Source organism: Psychrobacter sp. UBA3483, assembly GCF_002377905.1.
Lineage (GTDB): Bacteria > Pseudomonadota > Gammaproteobacteria > Pseudomonadales > Moraxellaceae > Psychrobacter.
Genome location: NZ_DFQS01000018.1, coordinates 1 through 25,892, shown reverse-complemented (window position 1 = coordinate 25,892; position 25,892 = coordinate 1). Strand labels below are relative to the sequence as shown.

The following is a 25,892-nucleotide window of genomic DNA, read 5'->3' as shown; positions in this document are numbered from 1 at the left end:
GTCCAGCTACCCCTGCCATTTTTAAGTGTAAAGCGTTCGATATGTCGTCATTATAAGCCGTTTTTAAATAAACGCTTATTTTATTGACATTGACAACGTTATTCCAGTTTCGGTATAGTTTGCAATGAACACCGTTAGGGAAAAGTTATGATGTAGACGGTTTATCTGTTTATACAATAACGAACAGGTCGTGACGCTATTCTAAGCATAATTTACTATAAATTATACCTAGATATCGACGTACACAGCCTAGACATTACAGGGGTATAGCCAAGTTGGTAAGGCATCAGGTTTTGATCCTGACATCCGTTGGTTCGAGTCCAGCTACCCCTGCCATTTTTTACTGTAATAGTAGTCATCAATAGTTTTCCATACTCTTTTCTAAATTTGAGCAGTTTGATACTGCTTAGCGGTCGCTGCTTGAGTTAATCAATAGGACTTCTGTCATGCCTTATTTGGCGATTTTTACGGGTAATGCTCACCCTGAATTAGCAAAAACCGTAGCCGATCATCTTCATATACCTCTTGGTAAAGCTGACATCACGCGTTTTTCTGATGGCGAAATTGCCGTGGAAATCAAAGAACACGTACGTGGTAAAGACGTGTTTATCATGCAGCCTACTTGTGCACCGACCAACGACAATTTGATGGAAATCATGATGATGGCCGATGCGCTGCGTCGCTCTAGTGCTGGCCGGATTACCGCTGTCATGCCGTACTTCGGTTATGCCCGTCAAGACCGCCGTCCGCGTTCAGCACGTGTACCTATCTCGGCTAAAGTCGTCGCTGACATGCTGAACATCGTCAGTATTGACCGCGTCATGACCGTTGATTTGCACTCAGATCAGATTCAGGGTTTCTTTGATATCCCAGTCGATAACATCTACGGTACGCCTGTTTTATTAAACGATCTTAAAAAACAAGATTATGACAACATCATGGTGGTTTCACCGGACGTTGGCGGCGTGGTGCGTGCACGCGCGATGGCGAAGCAATTGGGCGATACCGACATGGCGATTATTGATAAACGCCGTGCCCGTGCCAATGAATCACAAGTGATGCACATCATCGGTGATGTCCGTGATCGTGATTGCGTTATCGTTGATGACATGGTCGATACCGCAGGCACGTTATGCAAAGCAGCTGAAGCCCTAAAGCAAAACGGCGCGCGCCGCGTACTCGCTTATATTACCCACCCTGTCCTATCGGGAAATGCGCTAAAAAATATCAGCGAATCAGCACTCGATGAAATTGTGGTTACCGACACCATTCCATTGTCTGACGCAGCTAAAGCTTGTAGCAAAATTCGTCAAGTAAGTATCGCACCGATGCTTGCTGAAAGCTTACGCCGTATCAATAACGAAGAATCTATCAGCGCTATGTTTGATGCTTAGGTAAAGATGTATTTTCGTTGCTAAAAAATACCCTACTAAAAAACGCTAAGTTTGAAGACTTGGCGTTTTTTTATGTAAGGCTGCCATGCACCATTTTACCTAGGTCTTTATTATTGTTAAAGAATCACGTATAATGCGCGCCTGTATTCATCATTCGCTAAACCCTATTATTTTTAGGTATTTTATACTTAGTGACATGATTGATACTTTCTAAAGTATCGATTATCCGGTGATAGACTGGTCGCAAGTCTGTTATTGCTGGTAGATACTTCACATACTCTCTATAGGATTATATCCATGGCTATTGATCATTTTGCAATCAACGCAGTTGACCGCTCTGCTGAACAACAAGGTAAAGGTGCGAGCCGCCGCCTACGTAAGCAGAACCTAGTTCCTGCTATCATTTATGGTGGTGGTGAAGAACCAACTGCTATCTCTATCAAAATCAACGAGCTCGTAAAATCGCTTGAATATGAAGCGTTTTTCTCACAAATTTTGACCATCACTACCGATAAAGGTGATGAGCAACAAGTGGTTATTAAAGACTTGCAGCGCCATCCTGCTAAAGGTTTCCCAATGCATGCTGATTTCCAGCGCATTGTGAAAGGTCAGAAAATCAACATGCACGTGCCGCTACATTTTGCTGGTCGTGAAGAAGCGCCAGGTACGAAAGCGGGCGGTATCTTATCTACGCTAGTATCTGATGTTGAAATCGTTTGCCTACCTTCACAATTACCTGAATACTTAGAAATCGACGTATCAGGCATGGAAATCGGTGATCTATTCCGTTTATCAGACATCAAATTGCCTGAAGGCGTAATCATCTTTGACCTTGACATGGAAGATGCTCACGACCGTACCGTGGTGAACATGCAGCCACCAACGGTTGAAGAAGTTGACGAAGACGCTGACGAAGTTGATGCTGATGAAGTACCTGCTACTGAGCAAAACGCTGACGGCGAAGTTAAAGAAGACAAAGACGCTGAATAATAATCTTTATAACGCTTATATAGCAGCCTTATGGTTGCGCGGTTATAAAAGATTGGTTTAGTCAAAAAATAGCAGGTGATGAATGTCTCCTGCTGTTTTTGTAACTGAGGTTTGAAAAGAAGGTTTGAAAAGTAGGATAAAGACGATTTATTCATCTTCCTTTTCAAACCTTATTACTCATTTATTAAATTTAAGCAGGGTGTTTTTATGGCCATAAAGCTTATTGTCGGTCTTGGTAATCCTGGTCAGCAGTATATGTTTACGCGTCATAATGCCGGGTTTTGGTTCGTCCATCATTTGGCGCAGCAGTTTAATATTGCCCTCGCCCCTGACAAAAAATTCCACGGGGTGACGGGACGTGGGCAAATTCATGGTCACGATGTGCGTCTGCTTATGCCTCTGACCTTTATGAATAAATCTGGGCAATCGGTGGTGCCGATGGTCAATTTTTATGGCATTAACAATAATGAGTTGCTGATTGCCCATGATGAGCTTGATATTCCAGCCGGTAGCATCAAGCTCAAAACCGACGGCGGACACGGTGGTCATAATGGTCTTCGTGATATCACCCCGCACATCGGCAACGACTTTCATCGCCTGCGTATCGGTATCGGTCATCCGGGCCACAAGTCTAAAGTCAGCGGTCATGTGTTATCGAAAGCGGCCCCTGATGAACAAATGGCTATCGATAGCGCGTTAAGTGCTGCTTTTGATGCGCTGCCATTATTATTAGATGGTGATATTGAAAAGGCGCGCTCGCAGATTAATGGCTTTAAATTACCGGAATAATCGGCCGTTGATGGCAAACACTTAAGTCATTTAAATCGCCAAAGCATAAATTTAGCCGTGACTTTTAGGCAAATAACTTTTATTCTAATCACCCTGCCCCCATTAAGCTTTTGATTTAACTCATTTATATCAGTTACACTAAGGAAGCAACCTATGCTACTTAATATGCTCAAGTGCAAATTACACCGCGCCCGTGTTACCCATGCTGAACTGCACTACGAAGGCTCATGCGGTATCGACGGTGACCTACTAGACCTTGCTGGTCTGCGTGAAAACGAATCTATCGATATCTACAATGTCACCAATGGCAAGCGTTTTCGCACCTATGCGATTCGCGCTGAAGCGGGCTCTGGCATTATCTCGTTAAATGGTGCTGCCGCCCATATGGCTGACCTAGGCGATATCGTCATCATCTGTGCTTACGCCCATTTTGATGAAGTAGAAGCCGCTACCTATCAGCCAAAACTGGTGTATTGCAACGAAGACAATACCGTGAAAGACACGGCCAATATCATTCCGGTACAAGTGGCTTAATAGCTGTAGATCTTAAAAAGAGTACAGTGCTGCTGGGATAAATTTTGCGCAGCCTCTGAGTGTGAAGGGCACAAAGCGCATAGCAAGCGCGAAAAATTTATACCAGCAAAACGTTATTTTGTAAAAAAGCTGAATCTAGATTAGGTTCAGCTTTTTTTATAGAGATAAATGTGTTTCAACGCTCACCTTTTAAGCTTATCAACGTTAAACCTGTTTTGCTCGAATCTATAAGGAAGTTTGCTGATGTGGTTGGCCGTCATTGCCGTGCTGATTGGACTGGCTATTTTAGTCTGGAGTGCTGACCTTTTTATCGATGGGGCAACGACCTTAGCGCATAGTCTGGGCGTGCCAAGCTTTCTTGTCGGCGTCGTCATTTTAGGGCTAGGCACCTCAGCGCCGGAAATGGTGGTATCGGTACTGGCAGCATTAGAAGGCAGCCCTGAGCTGGCACTTGGTAACGCCTATGGCTCAAATATCATGAACATCGCCCTAGTCTTAGGTACCACAGCACTTATCAACCCTATTGTTATCGATAAAAGCATCGTCAAGCGTGACTTGCCGCTATTACTGGTCATCACTCTACTGGCAGCGTGGCAGCTGCGTGATGGGCAACTGAGTCAAATAGATGGCATCATATTATTGCTAGGATTGGTTGCAGTATTGATTTTTCAAACTGTGCTTCATTTGCGCAGCAGTAAGCAGGAAGACAAGAAAGCTGGCAACAAAAATAAGGCGCACAGTGAGAACAAGGGCAAACAAGCAGCAGGAGTTTTTCGCGGCTTAGCAAGCTTAATCGTAGGTATGTCGATATTGATATTAAGCTCACGCGCTATCGTTTGGGGCGCGGTTGAATTGGCGACTTTTTGGGGACTCAGCGAGTTGATTATCGGTTTGACTATTGTCGCGGTTGGTACTTCATTGCCTGAGTTGGTCGCCAGTCTATCCGCAGCGCGTAAAGGCGAACATGATATGGCGCTTGGCAATATCATTGGCTCTAATATTTTCAATACACTCGGCGTTGTAGGGTTGGCAGCATTCATTGCCCCTATTAGCGCCGACCCAATTATTTTGTCACGCGACGTGTCAGCAATGGGACTATTGACGCTATTATTGGTGGGACTTTGTGTGTCTGCTTATATCAGCAAACGCTCATTCGGACGTATTTCTGGTACGATATTACTACTGTTTTTTGTCGGATATAGTATTTTACTGACGCAAACTTTTAATAGATAGTTTACGATTAAAGTTATCTGTGCTACTCACTTGCTAATGCCTTTTTATTGGCCCTTTTATTCACCCTTTTTACGATTTCTAATCACTCGCCATAGCCCTTCATTTTCCGTTTTCGGCATTTTTAAAGTGATGGTATTTGAGAGCATGTCTTGTATGGCCAAACCGCGACGATTAAACAGACAAAAGGCATAGTTAAAAACAAAGCCCAAAAAAGCACTGGTCAATAAGATAGCACGTGAACCACCGATAACACTCCCAATGAGACCAAATATCAGCGGTATTAGGCTCGCTGCCAAAATACGCTTAAAAGATTGCCCCCACGTTAGCAAGTGACCATTATTATTGACCGTTTTTAAGCGCCACGTTTGCATACCGAGTGTTTGCCCACCGCGGCGCCAAAATAGTCCATAGAAGCCTACCAGCGTTAGGATAAAAGAGGGGGTCATAATAAAGTTTTGATACCATGTCGGTAGCGATCTGGCTTGCTGTGACTGCGTGCCCGTCTCCATCGTCAATAGCGTACCAATCACCGTCAGCACCGTACCAACCAAAAACAGTAGCGCCAAAATCAGCATACCATCATAAAGAATAGCCGCCATACGCGTGCCCGGTTTGGCAATCACTGCCTCTTCGGCAACGGAGTCTTGATGCGCTGAGTTGTTGCGTGGCGATTTTGCTTTAGTAGCAGCTTTTGGTGATGATTTTGACATGATACCAGCCCATAACAAGCGAAAAATAGAGCGCTCATTGTACCGTAATTCAGGCGCTTAGCGTACCTTATGATAAGACAAGACTTTTAACACAAGGGCAGGAGAATTTGAGTTTAGGAAAAAACAGCAATGCCAGATTGTACTGCTATAAAAATGACAGACATAAAAAAATCGCCAAATTGTCATAAGACAGGCGATTAGTTTAGTTTTAGCTTAATGATTATATGAACAAATAAGCTAGTATGCAAATGGTGCGCTTGGAGAGATTCGAACTCCCGACCCCTTAGTTCGTAGCCAAGTGCTCTATCCAACTGAGCTACAAGCGCGTACTTTGCACATTATCTACTGCATCATTCAAAAACAATTACAGTAAATTAGGTTGGTTATTATATAGATAATCTCGCTTGTGTCAACTTATTTTTTAATTAAATTCAAATTATTTTTGAATGTTAATCTAAAATATCATTAACGCTATTTTTGCGTTATTACTCTTTATAACAACTGAATAAATGGCGGTGAAGGAGGGATTCGAACCCTCGATACGCTTACACGTATGGTTCCTTAGCAGGGAACTGGTTTCAGCCACTCACCCACTTCACCGAACGATTTAAGACGCTTATCAAAATATTTTTATTAAAAATGCTTTTTAAGCCAAATATCTCTTTAAACACAGTATCGATGCTAATGATACGTCTTATGCCGTGGGCGAGTATTATAACAAAGCCGAAACGAATTGCAAGCCTTGTCTGCAGATTTAATGCCGCTTTTGTCATAATTGTTAATTTAAATGGTTTTATCATTCTCTAGTCATAAGGAATATCTCATTTAGCGGTGAGTTTCAGAATTTTTAGGTTTTATTACTTATAGTCAAAATATCCCAAAATCGCTACGGGATTGCTGATATCAATTTTTTGTAGCCTCTGTCTGCGCAGGCACAGCAAGCAAGAAAAATTGATATCAGCACATGCATTGATATTACTTTCCACTGATTATATTTACCAAAATCTGCTGGCTATGGCTTTTTGAGCGATGGATGGCTATAGTATTTATGATTGATTATAGAATAACCAAAAGGATATGTTATGCGACCCGTGGTACTGTGTTTTTCAGGATTGGATCCGTCAGGCGGTGCTGGATTACAAGCGGATATCGAGGCAGTCGGTCAAGCAGGTGCCCATGCCGCTATCGCTTGTACGGCAATCACCATTCAAAACTCACAGCAGGTATTTGGTTTTGAGGCTTGTGCTGCTGATTTGGTCGCAGCGCAGGCGACGACCGTGCTCGATGATTTACCTGTCAGCGTCATCAAATCAGGCATGCTTGGCACCACTGATAATATCGCGATGCTGACGCGTTTATTTGCCGAACAGGTTATCGCAGCTGAGACACCATTTGTACTTGACCCAGTATTGGTTGCCAATAGCGGTGGCAGCTTGGGCGATGAGCAAACCTTGGTGACCGCGTTTAGAAAACTACTGCCTTATGCAACGTTAATCACCCCAAATACCCATGAGCTACGCGCCTTAAGCGGTGAGCAAGATTTGCATATCGGTGCACAAAAATTATGTGCCCAAGGCTGTCATGCGGTATTGGTTAAGACGTCACACGACTTTGATAGCGGTGATATCGAGCAGTATCTCTATATTAAAGGTGAGATGGTGCATAAAAGCGTTTTGCCGCGCCTAAAAGGTGAATTTCATGGCTCTGGCTGCTCATTAGCAAGCTTTATCGCGGGACGCTTAGCAATGGGTGACGCGCTTATCGAGGCAGTAAAAGCGGCAGATAGTTGGATTACCCAAACCCTGCGCGCTGCTGATTCGCCGCACCCTGATAATGCCAACGCTCAATTGATACCCAATCGTTTTGTAGAATTTTAGAATAATCTATAGATGGTAAATAAAAAAGGCGCTCTATATTTTATAGAGCGCCTTTTTATTCAGTGTTCGATTTTATACTAACTTTAACTTAATGAATTGAACTTAGCCCAACATTGGCATTTAGCCCAACATCGGCATAAAGCTTGACGCTAAGCCGCCGATAAAGATTTCCAACAGGTAAAAGGCAAAGAAAGCAATCATTGGCGATAAATCAATCATACCCAAGTTTGGCGTAATGCGGCGAAACGGCGCTAAAATTGGCTCAGCCAACATAATAATAATACCAATAATCGGATGCTGAGACTGGGTAAACACCACAATCCAGCTGACAATGATAGAACCGATGACCAGATAGCGGCACATACGTAAAAAGTCTAATATCAAACTGATAGTACCAGTAAAAAATAGCGGCACAGGCGCAATCCCTTTATGGGTCAAAGCCGCCTTGCCAGAGATATCAATCAGACGAATTAAAAACATCAATACAATGGCAGCAATACTGATACGACCTTGGCCGACGGTGGGGAAAATACGCCCAAATACATCGACGATATGGGTGGCTTTATAAGCAGGCGCAATCATAGGGTTGCTGGCATCCATCCCCGCAAACTGTAGCATAAAGCGGATAAATACCAACATCATGGCGAAGGTGGTGACCAAATCAAAAATTTGCAATAACAGGTTGTTCATGAAGTGCTACTCAAGGTGACATTATTAACGGGTTGTAGGATGACGAATGTCATGATCAGGTATTTTTATGACTATACATTTTTTATGATTTTACATTTTTTATAACTATTCATAGGGTATCTCATAAATCATGATATACCCTATTTATAAAGGGTTAATGACAAGTAGCGACTGACTATTTACTCATCTCTTCACTCAGCGCTTGGCTACGGTCATAACAAGCCTGCATGGCCTCAATTATTTGACGACTGATGTCATTGGCCTGCATGGACTCAATGGCTGCTTGGGTCGTACCGTTTGGTGAGGTGACCTTACGGCGTAGCTCGCTTGGTGCGTCTTCACTACCCAGCGCCATTTTTGCCGCGCCTAGCATGGTCTGCAGCGCCAGTGCTGACGCTTGTTCTTTATCCAATCCTAAAGCGACTGCGCCATCGACCATCGCTTCGATAAAGTAAAACATATAAGCCGGCGCTGAGCCTGAGACGGCGGTAACCGCATGCATGTGTTCTTCATTATCGACCCACATGACCAAACCTGAGGCTTCCATCACTGCGGTTGCCAATTGCTTTTGTTCGGCAGAAATATCATCTGTACCGTACAGACCAGTCGCGCCCATTTGAATCATCGCCGGTGTATTTGGCATCGCACGAACGATATTGCTATAGCCGCCAAGCATATTTGATAACAGCGCAGTCGATAATCCTGCTGCCACTGAAATCACCAGCTGCGTATCTAAAACGTCAGCAAAACCACTGACCACCGCTTTCATGACTTGCGGCTTGACTGCTAATACCACGATGTCAGCATCGATAACCGCCGCTTTTGCATCGGCCGTTGGATCGACCGTATTCAATCCTTTCGCAGCCAATTGCTCGCGCGCTTCACTACTCGGATCAGCGACGGTAATCAGACTCGGTTTGACGCCGCAGCTGACTAGCCCGCTAATCAACGCCTGTGCCATATTTCCGCCACCGATAAAGCTGATTTTCTTATTATCTAATACTGACATACGTGTCTCCTATTCAAAAAATGCAAAGGCATTCAAACTAACATAATGATAGGTAAAATGACACTCAGTTTACCATACTGCTACTGGCGTCGTTTGATAAATTCAAAGGCTAAGAACAGCACTAAGTTTAATTGAGATACTAAATTAACATCGAATATCACATAGCTTAACTGTTAGATTAAAAAGAAATTTATAGAAAGTAATTTAGAGGGGAAGATATGTTTTTCATTCGTAAAGCCCAGTCAGAAGATTTTGCAGATATTGCAGATATTCATTTTAAAAGTTGGCATGATGCTTACTTGAGTCTACTACCTGAGCTTTATATCGATAATAAAAACAACCTTAGTGAAAAAACAAAAATGTGGCAGGAATTGATTAATCATCCTGATGTCATTATTTGGATAGCCTATGATGCTAATCATAGGAGTGTAGGATTTATTGGGTATTTTACTAAAAATAATAGCTATGAAATCACAACTCTATATGTCTTATCAGAATATCATGGGCGAGGTATAGGCACTAAATTGATGAAAACGTCACTACAAGCCATATTGGGTTTTAATATCAATGCAAATTTTTGTTTATGGGTATTAGAGGATAACGCGCCTGCCATTCATTTTTATAAAAAATTCGGCTTTGTCTGTAATGGTGAAAAAAGTGAAGAATATTATAAAGATATGCAAATAGTAGATATCAAAATGATCAGAAAAATTAGTGACCTATCCTCTTAAATACTTTAAGTAAAATCTTAAAACGGACTATGTACGGTTAAATAGCTGCTAATAGCACTATCTATATTAAAGCCATCCAATACCCAACTTGCAAAAGGCGATAATAATAAAATAGGCAATTCTCTCGGGTACTCACTTTCTAAAAGCCCATTTTCACTACTTTCCTTATTTATCAAAGTCACACTAACCACGATCAAGCTCTCACGCAGCCATGATGGAATAGCCAAGGTTTGATAAAGCTTTTTGCCTGATTGCGGGCGCGATGCCAATGCTGTTTGCACACGCTGATTGCGCTCTAATGGCGCAAAGGTAATCTTAAGCTTATCTGTATCGCTTTCTACGTTATAGCTATCTAATAGCTGAATTACTTCATTTGGCAAAGCTTTTAATTGCCAAGCAAATTTATCCTCATTACGTAAATTAATTGCAACAGGTTGTCTGCCAGTTGCATGAATATCAGCTCCAATAAGATGAGATTCAGTATGAATCGACAAGCTCTGCGTCTGCTCGGTAAGCGGCAACTCAAGCCATTTGAGCCAGTCACTGCTGAGACGATAAAGCTGCTGACGATAACGGCGAATGCTATAAGACGCTTTGCGACCTTGCCAAAATAGCGCCGTTTGATGGTCATTATCATTACGTTGGCTTAGGCGTAAGACATCATCAACGAGCTGTTTAGCGGGCGGTAATGGCTCATCTTGACCAAGCCAATGGTGCAATAATTGGCGCTGACGATAAATCGGTATTTTTTGCAATTTATCTATATTTAGCACGCGCTGGGCAGGTGGTAATTGTAATGATGCAATCTCTATCTGTTGCAAATCCTCGCCTGCTTGGGCATTGATTATTAATTGCGCGTCACTTAGTAACTGCGCGCTACGAGCAATATTATCAATAACATTGGAGTTATAGCTCGCCAATATTGGCATAATATCTCGACGCAAGCCGCTACGCACATTATCACCAGCATCATTGGTTGGGTCATCGATATAAGGTAGCTTTAAACGCTGAGCATAGGCGCTGATATCGGCGCGTTTTACCGTTAGCCACGGTCGCCATAATGCTATACGATGTGTGCCCCGCGTTTGAATGCGCCACGGCTGCATAGCCGATAAACCATTTACCCCAGCGCCTTGAATCAGGCGCATTAAAACCGTTTCCGCTTGGTCATCGGCATGATGGGCTAATAATAAAACATCATCTTGATTAAGCTGTGCACGCATCACATCATAACGTGCTTGGCGTGCGGCTTGTTCATCATGGCCGTCCACTTGGGCGCGTAAAATCCGGCAAGGTATATTCTGCACCTTTGCCCACTGAGCCACATGCGCAGCCCAAGCGCCACTACCTGCTTGTAGACCATGATTGACATGCAGTAATTGCGGTAAAAATGGTAATTCACCTTGATGATAGAGCTGTACGCAAAGTGCTGCCAGTGCCAACGAATCACGCCCGCCACTACAAGCCAGCCAAAGTCGGCGACCATGTAGTTGCTCGCCATATTCAGCCAGACTGCTTAATAACGCTTCTGCTAAAGCATTATCAATAGGCAGTTCTGCAATTAGTTTAGTGGCGTGTGGAAGGATGGCGCTACTGGTCATAATCATTCTTATTTATTAGGTGGCTATATCTACGTATAAATCAATTGACATATAAACGAATCGGCACAAAAAAACGCGCCATAAAATGACACGTTTTTATTTTAGCATTAAGCGTAAATCGATATCGTTAAAAGCTAATTTTAAGTAACCTAGCAAGATAATTTCATATAAATGCTTAGCAAGGCAACATCACTTCTGAGTTAAAGGATTTAAGCTTCTCATAACGCAGCTCGCAAAGCTCATGTGAATCCATGTCTTTCAGCTCATCTAGTTGCTCAACGATTAATGCTTTTAGCGCCGTCATGACAGGTTGCGGTTGAAGATGAGCGCCCTCGCCTTCATCGATAACCGCGTCAATTAAGCCCATTTGATAGAGGTTAATGGCATTTAATTTCAAAGCTTCACTGGCATCTTGGGCTTTTTCAGCGGTTTTCCACAGGATAGACGCACAGCCTTCAGGAGAGATAACAGAGTAAATACTGTTTTGCAGCATATTTACCTTATCGCCAACGCCAATTGCCAATGCGCCACCTGAACCGCCTTCACCAATAATGGTGACGATAACAGGGACTTTAAGGCTAGAGAACACGGCGATACTTTCGGCGATGGCTTGCGCTTGGCCGCGCTCTTCAGCACCAATACCGGGGTAAGCGCCTTGAGTATCAACAAAGGTCATTACCGGAATATTAAAACGCTCAGCCATTTTTACCAAACGAATCACCTTGCGATAGCCTTCGGGGTTTGCCATGCCAAAATTATGGGCGATACGCTCGCGCGTGCTACGACCACGATGCTGACCAATCACCATCACAGGCTGACCGTCCAAGCGCGCAAGACCACCAAGAATAGCCTTATCATCTGCATAAGCACGGTCGCCATGCAACTCATCAAATTCGGTAAACAGCTGATTCACATAGTCCATAAATAATGGACGTTTGGCATGCCGTGCAAGCTGAACGCTATCCCAGACGGTACTCATAGACGCTTCCCTTTCGTAATTCTATATAATGTGGTGATGGTTAATAATGGCTGTGTTAGTTAATACTGTTATTAACGACTCTCAAACAATGAAAGTACAGTTGTAAACTCAATAGAAGCTATAGTAGCACATCTTAAAGGGCATGGCATTACTCACAACGGCGCTTTTGTTACGTTAATCTGTAGCGCTATTACTACAATAGTAACGGCTTAGCGTTAAACATTAGTATTAAAAATCAGTGTTAAAGAAGCCGCGTTTGCGCTCAGCGCTGATGCCTTAACCACAATCGTCCTCAACGACGCTTAGCTTCACGCCCCATTTAGCAAACTGCTCAATCTCAGTATGCAAGTCTGACAATAAGAACGCATAGTGCTCACTACTTTCGCCAACCGTAATTTGCCAGCGATTATTATCGATCACTTTTAATCCCAGTTTCGGCAATTCATGCTCGCTACGGCTATGATGCGCGAGTACCGCTAAGCGTAGCAGCAAACACAGATAAACCAGCGAATCGCCACCGATGATACAGGTCTGCTCTAGTATATCGGCTTTCAGCTTACGGCGATGATTGAGCATCAACTGCGCCATACGCTTTTGATCGACCTGCGAAAACCCAGGAATATCAGAGTATTCAACCAAATAAGCACTGTGCTTATGATAGCCGCTATGGGCAATCGCTAAGCCTATCTCATGCAAAGAAGCCGCACGTCTGAGCAAATCGCCATCTTCACTAGTCAGTTCAAGCTTGGCTTTGACTTGCTCGAATAGGCTACGGCTGGTTTTGACCACTTGTTTGGCTTGTTTTTTATCGCCAGAGTAGCGCTTTATCAAAGCCAAAACACTGCGGTCACGCACGTCTTCACTAGCAAAGCGGCCGAGCATATCGTACATGACGCCTTCGCGTAGCGCGCCATCTGAGTACACCATGGTCTCGATGTTCAATACTTTCATGATGGCACGCAGTACCGCAACGCCTGCGGGGAAAACGGCTTTACGATGCTCTTTGACGCCTTCTAACTCAATGTCATCGACATTGCCAATTTTAAGCAATAGTTTTTCTAACTTTTTCACGCCTTTATAAGTAATGCGCTCTTGCTCATCCGCCCAACCTTTTGAGACAAGGACATTGCGCACCGCTTTAATCGTCCCACTCGAGCCTATCACACTACTCCAACCGACTTTTTGGTAGCGTCCATTAATCGCTAGCACTTCTTTACGCGCCGCTGAGATGGCATTATTAAAGGCTTCTTTGGTAATCAAGCCGTCCGAAAAATACTTTTGTGTAAAGGCGACGCAGCCCATCTGCAAGCTCTCGGTCAATAACGGATCGAACTCTTGACCAATGATAAACTCTGTCGAACCACCACCAATATCGACGACCAAGCGTTTGTCACTACTGGCATTGGTGTGCGAGACGCCCAAATAAATCAAACGCGCCTCTTCTCGTCCAGCGATAATCTCAATCGGTTTCGGCAAAATTTTATTGGCACGATTAATAAAGTCATTGGCATTTTTGGCTTGGCGTAAGGCGTTGGTCGCGACGACACGGATACGCTCAGGCGGCACCGAATCTAAACGCGCCACAAAGCGGCTTAAACATTCAAGACCGCGCTTTTCAGCCGCCGCGCCCAAGATATTATTCTCATCGAGTCCGGCAGCAAGCTGCACCTTTTCAGACATAGACACCACTTTTCGCACTTCACCGTGATCAAGGCGTGCAATGGCCAAATGAAAACTGTTGGAGCCGATATCAATGGCCGCCATCATTTCATCATCAGCAAGTGGTGGATTTTTCAGGTAGTCTTTGGGCATAAGGGCTGTTATTACCGTATTAGATAAAGGGGTATTTAAAAGTCTAAACGCTTTTAAAATAGAGAATACTAGCAAGTTTTGCCATTAAAGCATTTATGCCAAACGCTGGCAAGTCAGCGGCTACCATCGCTAAACATAGCTTTCAAAAGCAGCTACATATTTAAAAAAGCTCAATTAAATACTGGCTAAACAGTGATTAAACAAGAACCTTAAAGTCAGTCTCTAGCCCTTGTCTTAATACAGTCGGTTTGCTACATTAAAAATACGCTAGCAGCGTCATAGCTAGCCAGTATATTGTAATAGATAACAAGCACTTACTTATATCCTAAACATTGGTTATATAAGCTTATTATATAAAGCAGACCCCAATCTTTGCGATTGAGCATTCATAACTCATTGATGATTTAAAATAAATAATTTGCAAGGAAGCAAAACCATGAATCAAACTACTAGCCAAACGTCGCAAACCAAAGCATCACAAAGCAAAACCTCACAAACCAAAGCCAGTCTTAATAAAGAAAGTAATGGCAAACTTATCAAGGTAGCACACCCAGCCAAGCATAAATTTTATGACTTTTATCTAAATGAGCATCAAAATATGGCTTGCCGCCGTTTGCATTTCGCCGGTAGTAGCTTTGGCCTTTTAGGCTTAGCAAAATCCGTTAAAAACCGCTCGGCTAAACCGTTGCTCAAAGGTATTGCCGCGGGATATGCTTGCGCGTGGGTCGGGCATTTTTTCTTTGAGAAAAACAAACCGGCTTCTTTTAAATTTCCTCTACAAAGCTTTGCCAGCGACTTTCGTATGTTTAGCGATGTGCTGCGCGGTAATTTAAGTTTAAAAGACCGTAAGTTCGATAAAATTTAATCAGCATCGTTTAACAGACTTAATTTAATAAACGCAAAAAAGCCAGCATAATAAATCATGCTGGCTTTTTATTTTAATCTCTACCATTAAGAACCAAACACTCTTAATCTAGTCCAATAGTTTTCAAACTAAGCGTTTGCCATTTCTGTAAAAATCTCATCAGCGGCTTTAATAGATGCTTCAATGTCGGCATCGCTATGCTTGATTGACATAAAACCTGCTTCATAAGCCGATGGCGCAAGGTAGATACCGCGCTTTAGCATGCCATGGAAGAAGGTATTAAACACCTCCATGTCGCACTCGGTGACGTCATCGAAGTTTTGCGGTACGTTTGTCGCCTTATCTTTAACAAAGAACACCCCAAACATGCCGCCCTGTTTATTAGTACGCAAGTTAATACCATGCTTATCCGCAGCAGCTTGGATACCATCAATAAGCTGGTCTACTTTCGCAGATAATTGATCATAAAAACCATCGACGGTTAAGTCTTCAAACATCGCAATACCAGCGCGCATGGCTAGCGGATTACCTGATAACGTACCCGCCTGATAGACGCCGCCAAGTGGCGCGATACAAGACATCACTTCTTTTTTACCACCGAAAGCACCAACGGGTAAGCCGGCACCGATGATTTTACCAAAGCAAGTCAAATCAGGGTCAATATCAAAATGCGCTTGCGCGCCGCCAAGTCCGACGCGAAAACCGGTCATCACTTCATCAAAAATCAATACCGCGCCATTGGCGGTACATTCTGCGCGCAAAGTATCATGGAATTCTTGCGTCGGAATGACCATATTCATGTTGCCAGCGATTGGTTCGACAATCACGCAAGCAATCTCACTACCCCATTTTGCAAAGCACTCTTTAATCGCTTGTGGGTCATTATAAGGAATGGTAATCGTATGCTTAGCAAAATCCGCTGGCACGCCTTTTGACGTTGGTTCGCCAATATCTAGCATGCCTGAGCCCGCTTTTACCAGTAAGCTGTCGGAATGACCATGGTAGCAGCCTTCAAACTTAACGATTTTATCACGCTCAGTAAAGCCGCGCGCCAAACGAATCGCGCTCATGGTCGCTTCTGTACCTGAGCTTGTCATGCGAATCATCTCAACGCTTGGGACAATTTCGCAAATCTTATCAGCAACGGTGGTTTCAAACGGCGTTGGTGTACCAAAACTTAAACCATCATCAGCGGCTTTTTTAACCGCATCAATGACTTTTGGATGCGCATGACCCAAAATCATCGGACCCCAAGAGCCGACATAATCGATATAAGCATTGTCTTCGGTGTCATAGATTTTGCTGCCGTTAGCACGGTGCATAAAAATAGGCGTACCACCGACACCGGCAAAGGCGCGAACCGGTGAGTTTACACCGCCAGGAATATGCTTACGTGCTTGCGCAAAGAGTTGTTCATTTTTAGTGCTCATAATTATTCTCTACTTATTCATTCGGTCTTATTTTATTAACAATCACTTAATTAACAACAACTTAAGCTTTTTTAACCACTGATGATTTCAGCTTCATTGGTCCATAACCATCCAGTTTACAGTCGATATCATGACCATCAGACGCATCTGGCAACAGACGAATCCCTTTTGCTTTGGTGCCGACTTTGATAATGGTTGATGAACCTTTGACCTTTAAGTCTTTAATCACGGTGACGGTATCGCCATCTTGCAGCTCGTTACCGACCGCATCACGAATGACCGCATCTTGTGCTTCATCGTGCGCCGCATCGGTTTCAGCCGCGGTCCACTCATGAGCGCACATAGGACATACCAGTAACGCACCATCTTCGTACGTATATTCAGCATCGCATTTTGGGCAATTGGGTAAGCTCATAATTTCCTCGTCAGCCGTGATAAATTGGGTGTATTCTAGAGCTAACATTGTACCGTAACTCGCCAGCTTTCACCAATCGCTTCGCTTGTAAACGCGGTACTGTGACTAATTGATACATTCGCTTATCTCTTAACGCGGACGTTTTTTATCACGTGGTTTTTTGTGGTACTCTGCTTTAACCAAATTTAATTTGCTGACCATGTGTCTTTAGATGGTAAAAACCTCAAACCCTACTTTAAGTATTATTTTAACAACTACGTGAACAACGACTTTAATAACTCAGTATTAACCCTAATATCTGAGGCTATAGCGACCGATAAATAGGACAACAATAATGACTCAATCAACATTGCCACAATTTGCTCAATTAACGATTCAAGGTGAAGATGCCGCAAAGTTCTTACAAGGACAGCTGACCTCTGATGTCACTAAGCTCGGGCTTAACTATCAAGCAACGGCGCTTAGCAATCTAAAAGGCCGTATCGATTTTGGACTTTGGATTAAAAAACAAGACGAAAAACATTTTGACGTGGTCATCAGTGCCGATTGCGCTGACTCGTTGCAAGCACATTTAAAAAAGTTCGGTGCCTTTTCAAAGTTTGATACCAGTGCACCAACGCCCATTTATCCTTGCGTACTCGATGGAGTGCCAACCTTTAGTCATAAAGACGAGCATAATAGGCCCGCAGACACCCAAGCGTGGATGCAAGCCAGTCTTGCAACGGGCAACTATTGGATAGTGGCAGCTACCCAAGGTCTGTTTCAACCACAAGAGCTGCGCCTACATCAACGCGGCGGCATGGATTACGATAAAGGCTGCTACTTGGGTCAAGAAGTCATTGCCCGTATTTATTTTAAAGCCGCGCCAAAAGCGTTTTTACATTATGTTAGCGGCACAGGCGAGGTGCCAGCCGCAGGTGATAAGCTAGAGAAAATCCAGGTGGTCAATGCCATTGCCATTGCCGATGACGATATTAATGGTAATGGTAATGGTAATGCCAATGCTAATGCTAATGCTAATGGTTTTAAAGCATTGGTTGTTGCCCGCCCAGAGCATTTAGCCGATAGCGAGCTTACGATATTGGACTTACCACCAGCACTACAAGCGGATGTCGCTCGCCAAAAATAGCGGGAAACGTTTGGTAGTCCATTTGGTATTTTAAGAAGCACTTTTACTAAAAACGTAGCAGAGCAATTTATGACCCATATTGCGGTACTCGGAGCAGGCGTGGTGGGCGTGACCAGCGCATGGTATCTTCGCCAAGCAGGCTACGATGTGACCGTCATTGAGCGCGAATCTGCTGCCGGTATGCAAACCTCATTTGCCAATGGTGGGCAGATATCCGTCTCGCACGCGACGCCTTGGGCAAATCCTGCCACACCGATGAAAGCGCTTAAATGGTTGTTTAAGGAAGATGCGCCACTGCTCTATCGCTTGCGGGCTGATAAAGCGCAGCTCAAGTGGGCGACGCAGTTCTTACAAGAATGCCGCGCAGAACGAGCCGATGCTAATCTAGTGCAAATGGTACGTTTGGGCTTGTATTCGCGAGATACCTTGCAAAAGCTGCGTGCTGATATTGGTATTGATTACGAGCAGCAAACGCGCGGTATCATGCATTTTTATACCAACCAAGCTGAGTTTGACGCTGCCATTGCACCAACTGAGCGCATGCAAGAGCTCGGCTGTGAGCGTCATATCATCGATATTAATAACGCGGTTAGTCTCGAACCTGCGCTTTATCCTATTGCTCATAAGCTCAAAGGCGCCACTTATACCAGCCGTGATGAATCGGGTAATGCGCATTTATTTACCCAACGTTTGGCTCAGCGCTGCGTCAATGCTGGCGTGAATTTTTTATACGATACCGATATCTTGGCGTTAAATACTGACGCCCATTCTTCTCGCCCGCACATGCATAGTATGACCATTCGTCCCAAGGGCGAAAACGCGCAGACCTTTAGCGCCGACAGTTATGTACTGGCACTTGGTAGCTATAGCGTATCACTCATGAAACTGCTCAATATTCATCTGCCAATTTTCCCTGCCAAAGGATACTCAGCAACTTATCAAATCAACCCACGTGCGCCGCATTTGGCTCCCTTTGTCAGCCTCATTGATGATGAGTTCAAATTAGTAACCTCACGCCTTGGTGACAAATTACGCATCGCAGGTACGGCAGAGTTTAACGGCTACAATTTGAATTTAAATAGCACGCGCTGTGACGCCATTACCCGCCGCGTCCAGCAGTTATTTCCTAAAGGTATTATTGCCAATTCTGTGCAATATTGGACAGGACTGCGCCCAATGACACCTTCTAATGTGCCTTTAATAGGGCGCGCGCATCATGGTCAAGTCCGTCATGGTAGTCATGATGCCAATGCCAGCTTTGATAATTTATGGCTCAATACCGGTCATGGCACCCTCGGTTGGACCCATGCTTGCGGTTCGGCAAAGGCGATCAGTTTATTGATACAAGGTGAGACGCCGCCCGTTAATTTTGATTTTGTTGGCTTAAAAACGTAAAAATCAGCAATATAAGCATAGAAACGTAGAAATAAGAAACGTAAGCATTAGAAAAGTAGAAAAAGGCGCTACCAATATAAGTAAGCGCCTTTTTAATTAAATGTAGAACTTCTAGCTTAGCGTAATTTTAAGCAGCAGTGGTTGCTCCAGTGTTAGAATCAGTAGTCTCTAAATCAACCACCTCTGGCGCGATTGCTTCTAACTGCACAGGTACGCCATTGACCGCTGCATTACCACTTAGCTGATCAATTAAGGTATCGTCCGTTAAGTCATTAACACTGACGCCGGCATGCGCTTGCGCAATCTTTTGCTGCACGCCTTTACGACCATGACCAAAGCCATGCGGGATGCTCACTACTCTTGGCATTAGCTCATCGGTGACTTCTGCAACTATCATTACACTACCAACGCGCGAGCTAACTTTTACGTTTTGACCGTCTTCGATACCATACTCTTTCGCTGTTTCTGGATGCAGCATCAGCGTGCAGCGCGGCTTACCTTTTACCAAGCGATAGCTATTATGCAGCCATGAATTGTTACTACGGACATGACGCCGACCAATGAGTAAAATTTGCTTATCGTCATAGTTCTGCATCATAGCCTGTACGCGCGCTAAATCCGCTTGATAAAAATCAATATTAAGGTGAATTTTCTTATCTTTATGCTTTATTGCTTCTGGCAACATTCTTTTGAGCGTGCCTAAATCCAATCCATGTGGCTTTTTCTTGAGTTTATTCAGGCTCATGCCAGCATAAGGTCCGCGTCTTAAGCCTTGATCAAGCAAGAACTTCGGTCCTAAAATATTGACCAATCGGCGCTCAATTTTGGTTGCAAGCGCTGCTTTTTTATCTAGACGTTTTGCCAGCTCTAAATATATTTGCCAGTCATGTTTGGCACTTTTTTTCTTAGCAAACAATGCTTTTGAATACTTAGCGACGTTATGGACAGCGAAATTATTAAAGGTGACGTCATAATGGTCACGCTCTAGTGGCGATACCGGCGGCAAAATGATATGGGCATGACGACTGGTTTCTGTCACAAAGTAATCAATCGCAACCATAAAATCTAAGTTGGCAAAAGCCGTATCTAACTTTTCACCATTTGGCGTACTGAGTACAGGATTGCCAGCAACGGTCATAAAGCCTTTTAATTGACCCTCGCCTTCTACCAGCATCTCATCACCCATCGCTACGACGGGATAATCACCATTGAAATCAGGCAAGTTACTCACGCGGCTATGACGTTTGCCTAAATAACCTGGGCCTGAGTTATTGACCACATCGAGTGCAGGATTGGGGAACATGAGGCCGCCCACTTCATCCAAACGTCCGGTGACAATATTAATCACCATAATCAGATACTGGCTTAATAAGCCAAACTCTTGCACCGATACGCCCATGCGTCCGTAACAGACCGAGCTTTCGGCTTCGCAAAACTCTTTGACCAGTCTTTTAATCTCATTTGCCACAATGCCAGTAATATCAGCAACCGACTCTGCGCTATAGTCTTTGGCAAAGTCTGCAATGCGCTCAATCTCTGGCGCTAGCGCTGCCGCTCTATTATTAGTCTGCGCCTTAGCAGCGTAGCCTTGTAGATGGATTTCGTTGACCATGGCGAGTAAAAATAAAACATCGGTTGCTGGACGAATAAAGTGATGCTCGCTCGCAATGTCAGCAGTTTCGGTACGGCGTGGATCAATCACTACTACTTTGCCATCACGGGCTTTGATATCTTTTAGCTTTTGGCGCATATTTGGCGCGGTCATAATACTGCCGTTAGATGCCAGCGGATTGCCGCCAATGATGAGCATATAGTGAGTTCGATTAACATCAGGCACAGGGATACGTAGCATATGCCCAAACAGATGCATACTGACAATATGGTGCGGTAATTGATCAACCGAGGTCGCAGAAAAACGACTGCGGGTCTTGATACTGCTTAATAGATGCTTAATGGTCAGCATGCCGCCTAAATTATGCACATTGGGATTACCTAGATAAATACCGAAAGCATTTTGACCGTGTTTTTTCTGTACCGACTGAATACCCGCGGCTACTTTATCGAGCGCATCATTCCAGCTGATTGTTTTCCAACCGTTAGCGGTTATCTCAACGGGATGACGCAAGCGGTCAGGGTCTTCATGCAAATCTTGTAAGGCAGTTGCTTTTGGGCAAATATAACCTTTAGAAAACGGGTCATTTTTATCACCTTTAATCGATAATACTTTTGCTCCATCGTGCTTTATTTCAATACCGCACATCGCCTCGCACAGATTACAGGTTCTAAAATGTGTTTGCTCATTCGTCTTGGTTTGTTCACTAGCCATGGCCACGCTCCCTGTGATGCTTTACTATCGCTTTCGTTAACTAAATTCCGTCTTATGGTTTTATGGTATGAATAGATTCGTTAGTCTTAAAAATTTTGCGAGCTCAGCATTCATTAATTTGCTCACTATCTACTTATTACTTGCTCATTATTGATAAAAAATCCGCCAAAAAGCCCATCAAAGTTTTTGCACAGTATGGCAATGGCTTGCTGCTGTGAATAACGTCCTTGATGACAGCCTAATATCAACTCATGAACCTGCGCGCTCGCGCTATCCACACAAAGATGAACGTCAGATTCTTCAAAAGAGCACTCAGCTGACTGCAATCCTTGGATAAATATCTTTGTCCATTCCTCACGTACGTCGGTAATAAGACGGCCTAAAACTTTATGTTCAGTTGGCGAACCGAGGCACAAACTGTCTTCGATTAAACGTTGGAATAACACGATATTTTGGCAGGCAGCCGCAAAAATCATTGTCAAGCAGTGCTGACAGCGTTGATTAAATTCCTCTTTAGACAGCGCTGCATAGTCTTTAAGCATATCTATCCATGCCATACGCATAGGCGATAAATAATTGTCTTTTAATTGCCTACTCAATTCACTTTGAAGCTCCTCTACGCTGTCAAAATGATTATAGAAGCTTGGCTGTGCAATTCCTGCTCCTTTAGCAATCTTATTCATGCTCATGCCACTAGCGCCTTCCGAGCTATAAAGCTGGAGCGCACTTTTTAACAAGGCATGACGGGTTTTGGCTTTTGCCAGCTCACGCTTTGTCTCTAATCTTGTCCCGTTTAAGGTATTAAGTGGACTCACTGTTATTCTGTCCTAGTTGTCTAAGGCTTATAATTTCAGCTATAAGCTTATAGTTATTTAAATAACAAGTCTATAACCAGATGCGTAAAAGGTTTGGTTGTTATCAACAATCTCAGCATTAATAGATATAAAGGAATGAAAAAATAAAAGATGCTACATATAAACGCCTGACTTCTACTTTTCCATAGAACGCAATTAATTTGACCATCGACTTTCAACTAACTTCTACAGCTTGTATTCTTTGTCATTATTAAAAAAACCCTCGTTATCTTTACGTATCGCCCTGACAAAGCACCCCCTCTATTACACAACTACGCCCTCCATAACACAGCAGCGCCATTTACCATAATTAAGCAACACTACAAACATTGCTCATACAGACAGGGCGGTCTGAAATTTATATATTAGTATCACAAGTTAGCCACGTGCTAGCTGTAAAGGTACTTAAAACAGTACTACAGAAGTAATAACAATCATAAATAATAACTTGCTCCTAAAGCGCTTTACGGTCTATAGCATTAAACTTTTTAAACCGTAAAGAGTTGATAACTAAAATAAGGATTATAATAATGAACGAACATACGCTAAAAGGTGATTGGAAACAGATGAAAGGTACAGTCAAACAGAAGTGGGCTGACCTAACCGATGATGATTTATTACATATCGAAGGTAGCCGTGATAAGCTAGTAGGCAAAGTCCAAGAGCGTTATGGTCACAGTAAAGATGATGCTGAGCGCGAAGTTGATGCATGGCGTACTGAAAATAAATATTAATGACCAATTTTTCTTATAGAATTTTATTATTCGTATAAATGTCTATAAGCCATTAATTGCAAAAGGTCGCATTGATTTCAATGCGACCTTTTTTGTGCTTTATAAATGATGATCCCTGCCGGCTTATTGATACCAACGATAGTAATAAGACGGTATTATTATCTACGATAATAGGCATGATAGATATTTGCTGAAAAACTCTCAATGGAGAATCCTTAACACCCAGACACGATAAAACCGCATAGCAATTAATTGTTATGCGGTTTTATTGTTAACCATCCTTGTTACCCATCACCACTCTAATCGCTGCATCCTTGCAGGATATTGAGTATATTGTGATAGCCGGGCATCCTGCCCATTTGTTCTGACTACTACTGGCATTAGCTGCCTGCAGCACGGGTCATGTGTCCTTATTTCAATTGCCTTTATCATCCTGATGCTAGCGATTGAATTATTATCCTTAATACGGTCAACTCAATCCTTGAGTCACATTCCCTTATGCCGTGTGTGTATAGTGTCAAATTATGAACCCAGTGTTAAGTCGCGTAAACGTCATTGCGTGTAAGCATATGCTTACATCGATGATTAAATAGTATAACCCCCAATTTAAGTCATTGATGAAATTGAAATAATACTTAAAAAGAAGATTTTATAATTTCAGGCTCATCCTTTAATCACTAAAAGTGTTAGCGATATTGAGCAAATTTAGCAACGCCCTAGTCACCTAAAGTGTCGAATGCTTACGCAACTATTTGCAAAATTTACAACTTATTAACACCAAAGACATGGAAAGATAATTTTTAAGTCTTACTATGTGTATGTAAGAAAATATTTCAATATTAAGAAACAAATATTGGCTTTGCAGGCTTATAAGCTACCAATGCCACATTATAAAAGCGTGCCATTGATAAGTAACCGTTCCTTATTCACATCATTGGCTACTCCACAGGAGATTTTATTGTGAAAATTTCATCTGCTTTCTCATTTAAGGCCGCAATATCTGCCAGTCTAGCGCTGACTTTATTAGGAACGGTGGCTGGCTGCGCTGTTGTCGATCCAGGTTATGGAAATTACCCAATATATGGCGGTAACAGCGATTACGGCAATGCCGACTATAAGCGCGTCAGCCAAACCCTGCGCAATAATCTACGCCGTCAAGGCTATCAAGTCATGGACATTCGCTCTGATAACCATCGTGGCAATCGTGCTATTACTGCCATCGCTAGAAAGAACAATCAAACCTACGAGCTTAAATATAGCTATCCAGATTTAAGACTCATCAGCTCGAATAAAAGAGCTTCTTCTAACATTTGGCAAGATGATAGATACGATAAAGACCGTTACGACAAAGATGATTATAAAAAAGACAAGTATAAAAATCATGGCAAATACAAAAACAATAAGCGCTATAAAGACGATGATATCGAAGACAGCATTAAACGAGATTCTCGTTACCCAGCGATTAAGCAGCAGGCTGTCAATAAAGTAAGGTCGATGGGCTATAGCGTTAAAGATATAGAATTCGAAGAAAAAAACGGCCGCGGTGTGTTTGAAATTGAAGCCAAACGTGGTTCACAAGAATATGAGATTTTACTTGGCTATCCAAACTTGAATGTGATTAAGATTGAAAAAGACTAATCTTTAAACAGTCCATTTTCATGCGTTAGCTTTTCTTATGCAACGTTATTGTGGTAGTGCAACATTAAGATCAGTAATTAAATACCAGTAATCGCCACATTATTAATAAGTAATAGGAATTAATAAGATAATAGGAATATTCATTATGAAGATATTAAGCTTCTCAACTTTAAAAACCGCTTTTTCTGCTGGTATTGTGATGGCTTTATTGGGCACTACCGTTGGTTGTACCGTCACGCCAAGACATGATGGTCAAAGAGTTTATTACCCAAACGGTCCGTATCAGGGTAACGGCAAGTATAACAATAATGGTCGTTATAATAATAGCGGCTATAAAACCAATCATGCTCACCACGATAGCAAAAAAGGCAAACATAAGAACAAAAATGGTCATCACAAGAATAAAAACGCTAAGCATAAAAAAGATAATGGCCGCTACAACAATAATGGTCGCTATAATAATAACCATTATCGCTACAAGTAACCTAGCCTCCCAATAATTTATAGAAATAATGCATAGCGCTTAATTGCTAGGCGTTTGGGTTTGCGCCCTCGTTATTTGACGACGTTTGACAAAATTTAGCTATTTTAGATGAGTACGATTCAATTGAGAACACGCCTTGTACAGATAAGATTTTCGGCATCGTTGGTGACTTGATGCCTATGGTCAAATACGCCAGCCCTTGGTTTATTTGACCATTTTTTTGTTGGATAGTTTTTACAACATCGCATTATATATAGTCAGTTCAAAATAAAA

At 42.9% G+C, this 25,892-nt stretch carries 23 protein-coding genes and 3 tRNA genes; 14 read left to right on the top strand and 12 right to left on the bottom strand.

What is annotated here, in order from left to right:
- Positions 1-260 precede the first annotated feature (260 nt).
- The 6 genes from B2866_RS03225 to B2866_RS03200 all read left to right on the top strand — a co-directional run bounded on the left by B2866_RS03225 (position 261) and on the right by B2866_RS03200 (position 4,940).
- Positions 261-336, top strand: a tRNA-Gln gene (locus B2866_RS03225).
- A gap of 110 nt (positions 337-446) precedes the next feature.
- Positions 447-1,394 (top strand): ribose-phosphate pyrophosphokinase, encoded by a 948-nt coding sequence (locus B2866_RS03220; RefSeq protein ID WP_296190670.1) that lies wholly within the window; start codon positions 447-449, stop codon positions 1,392-1,394.
- Between the two features lie 297 nt (positions 1,395-1,691).
- The gene (locus B2866_RS03215) at positions 1,692-2,384 is read left to right on the top strand and encodes a 50S ribosomal protein L25/general stress protein Ctc (RefSeq protein WP_102077293.1); all 693 of its coding nucleotides are present in this window, start codon (positions 1,692-1,694) and stop codon (positions 2,382-2,384) included.
- Between the two features lie 207 nt (positions 2,385-2,591).
- A complete protein-coding gene (pth, locus tag B2866_RS03210) occupies positions 2,592-3,173 on the top strand; it encodes an aminoacyl-tRNA hydrolase (protein WP_068404711.1) in 582 nt (193 codons plus the stop codon).
- 153 nt (positions 3,174-3,326) lie between these two features.
- Positions 3,327-3,707: an aspartate 1-decarboxylase gene (panD, locus tag B2866_RS03205; protein ID WP_045443274.1), complete on the top strand. Its 381-nt coding sequence runs from the start codon at positions 3,327-3,329 to the stop codon at positions 3,705-3,707.
- Positions 3,708-3,950: 243 nt separating this feature from the next.
- Positions 3,951-4,940, top strand: coding sequence for a calcium/sodium antiporter (locus B2866_RS03200; RefSeq protein WP_296190667.1), 990 nt, complete (start codon positions 3,951-3,953; stop codon positions 4,938-4,940).
- A 56-nt stretch (positions 4,941-4,996) separates the two neighbouring features.
- On the opposite strand, the gene B2866_RS03195 is transcribed toward B2866_RS03200, so the two are convergent.
- The 3 genes from B2866_RS03195 to B2866_RS03185 form a co-directional block, all read right to left on the bottom strand.
- Positions 4,997-5,650, bottom strand: coding sequence for an RDD family protein (locus tag B2866_RS03195; RefSeq protein ID WP_296190665.1), 654 nt, complete (start codon positions 5,648-5,650; stop codon positions 4,997-4,999).
- Between the two features lie 249 nt (positions 5,651-5,899).
- Positions 5,900-5,976, bottom strand: a tRNA-Arg gene (locus tag B2866_RS03190).
- A 184-nt stretch (positions 5,977-6,160) separates the two neighbouring features.
- Positions 6,161-6,250: transfer RNA gene (locus tag B2866_RS03185), tRNA-Ser, on the bottom strand.
- A gap of 482 nt (positions 6,251-6,732) precedes the next feature.
- Between B2866_RS03185 and B2866_RS03180 the strand changes: the two genes are divergently transcribed.
- On the top strand, positions 6,733-7,527 hold the full coding sequence (locus B2866_RS03180; RefSeq protein ID WP_296190664.1) for a hydroxymethylpyrimidine/phosphomethylpyrimidine kinase: 795 nt from the start codon (positions 6,733-6,735) through the stop codon (positions 7,525-7,527).
- 120 nt (positions 7,528-7,647) lie between these two features.
- Here the strand turns inward: B2866_RS03180 and B2866_RS03175 are convergent, their stop codons facing one another.
- Positions 7,648-8,217 (bottom strand): YggT family protein, encoded by a 570-nt coding sequence (locus B2866_RS03175; RefSeq protein ID WP_296190663.1) that lies wholly within the window; start codon positions 8,215-8,217, stop codon positions 7,648-7,650.
- A gap of 175 nt (positions 8,218-8,392) precedes the next feature.
- Complete coding sequence (proC, locus tag B2866_RS03170; protein WP_296190661.1) at positions 8,393-9,226, bottom strand: pyrroline-5-carboxylate reductase; 834 nt, start codon at positions 9,224-9,226, stop codon at positions 8,393-8,395.
- 218 nt (positions 9,227-9,444) lie between these two features.
- Between proC and B2866_RS03165 the strand changes: the two genes are divergently transcribed.
- Positions 9,445-9,957 (top strand): GNAT family N-acetyltransferase, encoded by a 513-nt coding sequence (locus B2866_RS03165; protein ID WP_296190659.1) that lies wholly within the window; start codon positions 9,445-9,447, stop codon positions 9,955-9,957.
- 17 nt (positions 9,958-9,974) lie between these two features.
- Here the strand turns inward: B2866_RS03165 and tilS are convergent, their stop codons facing one another.
- The 3 genes from tilS to ppx form a co-directional block, all read right to left on the bottom strand.
- The gene (tilS, locus tag B2866_RS03160) at positions 9,975-11,558 is read right to left on the bottom strand and encodes a tRNA lysidine(34) synthetase TilS (protein WP_296190657.1); all 1,584 of its coding nucleotides are present in this window, start codon (positions 11,556-11,558) and stop codon (positions 9,975-9,977) included.
- Between the two features lie 175 nt (positions 11,559-11,733).
- Entirely contained in the window at positions 11,734-12,537 is an 804-nt protein-coding gene (locus B2866_RS03155) for an acetyl-CoA carboxylase carboxyltransferase subunit alpha (protein WP_296190655.1), read from the bottom strand.
- Between the two features lie 276 nt (positions 12,538-12,813).
- The gene (gene ppx, locus B2866_RS03150; RefSeq protein ID WP_296190653.1) at positions 12,814-14,349 is read right to left on the bottom strand and encodes an exopolyphosphatase; all 1,536 of its coding nucleotides are present in this window, start codon (positions 14,347-14,349) and stop codon (positions 12,814-12,816) included.
- Positions 14,350-14,785: 436 nt separating this feature from the next.
- On the opposite strand from ppx, the gene B2866_RS03145 reads away from it, so the two are divergent.
- Positions 14,786-15,214 carry a DUF962 domain-containing protein gene (locus B2866_RS03145; RefSeq protein WP_296190651.1) on the top strand — a complete coding sequence of 143 codons (429 nt, stop codon included), beginning with the start codon at positions 14,786-14,788 and terminating at the stop codon, positions 15,212-15,214.
- A 128-nt stretch (positions 15,215-15,342) separates the two neighbouring features.
- On the opposite strand, the gene hemL is transcribed toward B2866_RS03145, so the two are convergent.
- Entirely contained in the window at positions 15,343-16,644 is a 1,302-nt protein-coding gene (gene hemL, locus B2866_RS03140) for a glutamate-1-semialdehyde 2,1-aminomutase (protein ID WP_296190649.1), read from the bottom strand.
- A 61-nt stretch (positions 16,645-16,705) separates the two neighbouring features.
- On the bottom strand, positions 16,706-17,059 hold the full coding sequence (locus B2866_RS03135) for a zinc ribbon domain-containing protein YjdM (RefSeq protein ID WP_296190647.1): 354 nt from the start codon (positions 17,057-17,059) through the stop codon (positions 16,706-16,708).
- Between the two features lie 334 nt (positions 17,060-17,393).
- On the opposite strand from B2866_RS03135, the gene B2866_RS03130 reads away from it, so the two are divergent.
- Both B2866_RS03130 and B2866_RS03125 read left to right on the top strand, forming a co-directional pair.
- Positions 17,394-18,188, top strand: coding sequence for a YgfZ/GcvT domain-containing protein (locus B2866_RS03130; RefSeq protein WP_296190645.1), 795 nt, complete (start codon positions 17,394-17,396; stop codon positions 18,186-18,188).
- 69 nt (positions 18,189-18,257) lie between these two features.
- Positions 18,258-19,583, top strand: coding sequence for a D-amino acid dehydrogenase (locus tag B2866_RS03125; RefSeq protein WP_296190644.1), 1,326 nt, complete (start codon positions 18,258-18,260; stop codon positions 19,581-19,583).
- 127 nt (positions 19,584-19,710) lie between these two features.
- Here B2866_RS03125 and B2866_RS03120 read toward each other — a convergent pair whose 3' ends face one another.
- Together B2866_RS03120 and B2866_RS03115 are read right to left on the bottom strand one after the other, a co-directional pair.
- The gene (locus B2866_RS03120; RefSeq protein ID WP_296190642.1) at positions 19,711-21,909 is read right to left on the bottom strand and encodes a molybdopterin oxidoreductase family protein; all 2,199 of its coding nucleotides are present in this window, start codon (positions 21,907-21,909) and stop codon (positions 19,711-19,713) included.
- A 125-nt stretch (positions 21,910-22,034) separates the two neighbouring features.
- A complete protein-coding gene (locus B2866_RS03115; protein WP_296190640.1) occupies positions 22,035-22,724 on the bottom strand; it encodes a TetR/AcrR family transcriptional regulator in 690 nt (229 codons plus the stop codon).
- Positions 22,725-23,293: 569 nt separating this feature from the next.
- Here B2866_RS03115 and B2866_RS03110 point away from each other — a divergent pair.
- The 3 genes from B2866_RS03110 (at position 23,294) to B2866_RS03100 (ending at position 25,619) form a co-directional block, all read left to right on the top strand.
- A complete protein-coding gene (locus B2866_RS03110; protein WP_191690216.1) occupies positions 23,294-23,497 on the top strand; it encodes a CsbD family protein in 204 nt (67 codons plus the stop codon).
- A gap of 960 nt (positions 23,498-24,457) precedes the next feature.
- A complete protein-coding gene (locus B2866_RS03105) occupies positions 24,458-25,135 on the top strand; it encodes a hypothetical protein (RefSeq protein ID WP_296190634.1) in 678 nt (225 codons plus the stop codon).
- Between the two features lie 145 nt (positions 25,136-25,280).
- Positions 25,281-25,619, top strand: coding sequence for a hypothetical protein (locus tag B2866_RS03100; protein ID WP_296190632.1), 339 nt, complete (start codon positions 25,281-25,283; stop codon positions 25,617-25,619).
- The last annotated feature ends 273 nt before the right edge of the window (positions 25,620-25,892 follow it).

What these genes read in the sequence shown, in the direction of transcription:
- B2866_RS03220 (WP_296190670.1), top strand. Translation starts at nt 447, where the DNA reads ATGCCTTATTTGGCGATTTTTACGGGTAATGCTCACCCTGAATTAGCA.
- B2866_RS03215 (WP_102077293.1), top strand. Translation starts at nt 1,692, where the DNA reads ATGGCTATTGATCATTTTGCAATCAACGCAGTTGACCGCTCTGCTGAA.
- pth (WP_068404711.1), top strand. Translation starts at nt 2,592, where the DNA reads ATGGCCATAAAGCTTATTGTCGGTCTTGGTAATCCTGGTCAGCAGTAT.
- panD (WP_045443274.1), top strand. Translation starts at nt 3,327, where the DNA reads ATGCTACTTAATATGCTCAAGTGCAAATTACACCGCGCCCGTGTTACC.
- B2866_RS03200 (WP_296190667.1), top strand. Translation starts at nt 3,951, where the DNA reads ATGTGGTTGGCCGTCATTGCCGTGCTGATTGGACTGGCTATTTTAGTC.
- B2866_RS03195 (WP_296190665.1), bottom strand. Translation starts at nt 5,650, where the DNA reads ATGTCAAAATCATCACCAAAAGCTGCTACTAAAGCAAAATCGCCACGC.
- B2866_RS03180 (WP_296190664.1), top strand. Translation starts at nt 6,733, where the DNA reads ATGCGACCCGTGGTACTGTGTTTTTCAGGATTGGATCCGTCAGGCGGT.
- B2866_RS03175 (WP_296190663.1), bottom strand. Translation starts at nt 8,217, where the DNA reads ATGAACAACCTGTTATTGCAAATTTTTGATTTGGTCACCACCTTCGCC.
- proC (WP_296190661.1), bottom strand. Translation starts at nt 9,226, where the DNA reads ATGTCAGTATTAGATAATAAGAAAATCAGCTTTATCGGTGGCGGAAAT.
- B2866_RS03165 (WP_296190659.1), top strand. Translation starts at nt 9,445, where the DNA reads ATGTTTTTCATTCGTAAAGCCCAGTCAGAAGATTTTGCAGATATTGCA.
- tilS (WP_296190657.1), bottom strand. Translation starts at nt 11,558, where the DNA reads ATGACCAGTAGCGCCATCCTTCCACACGCCACTAAACTAATTGCAGAA.
- B2866_RS03155 (WP_296190655.1), bottom strand. Translation starts at nt 12,537, where the DNA reads ATGAGTACCGTCTGGGATAGCGTTCAGCTTGCACGGCATGCCAAACGT.
- ppx (WP_296190653.1), bottom strand. Translation starts at nt 14,349, where the DNA reads ATGCCCAAAGACTACCTGAAAAATCCACCACTTGCTGATGATGAAATG.
- B2866_RS03145 (WP_296190651.1), top strand. Translation starts at nt 14,786, where the DNA reads ATGAATCAAACTACTAGCCAAACGTCGCAAACCAAAGCATCACAAAGC.
- hemL (WP_296190649.1), bottom strand. Translation starts at nt 16,644, where the DNA reads ATGAGCACTAAAAATGAACAACTCTTTGCGCAAGCACGTAAGCATATT.
- B2866_RS03135 (WP_296190647.1), bottom strand. Translation starts at nt 17,059, where the DNA reads ATGAGCTTACCCAATTGCCCAAAATGCGATGCTGAATATACGTACGAA.
- B2866_RS03130 (WP_296190645.1), top strand. Translation starts at nt 17,394, where the DNA reads ATGACTCAATCAACATTGCCACAATTTGCTCAATTAACGATTCAAGGT.
- B2866_RS03125 (WP_296190644.1), top strand. Translation starts at nt 18,258, where the DNA reads ATGACCCATATTGCGGTACTCGGAGCAGGCGTGGTGGGCGTGACCAGC.
- B2866_RS03120 (WP_296190642.1), bottom strand. Translation starts at nt 21,909, where the DNA reads ATGGCTAGTGAACAAACCAAGACGAATGAGCAAACACATTTTAGAACC.
- B2866_RS03110 (WP_191690216.1), top strand. Translation starts at nt 23,294, where the DNA reads ATGAACGAACATACGCTAAAAGGTGATTGGAAACAGATGAAAGGTACA.
- B2866_RS03100 (WP_296190632.1), top strand. Translation starts at nt 25,281, where the DNA reads ATGAAGATATTAAGCTTCTCAACTTTAAAAACCGCTTTTTCTGCTGGT.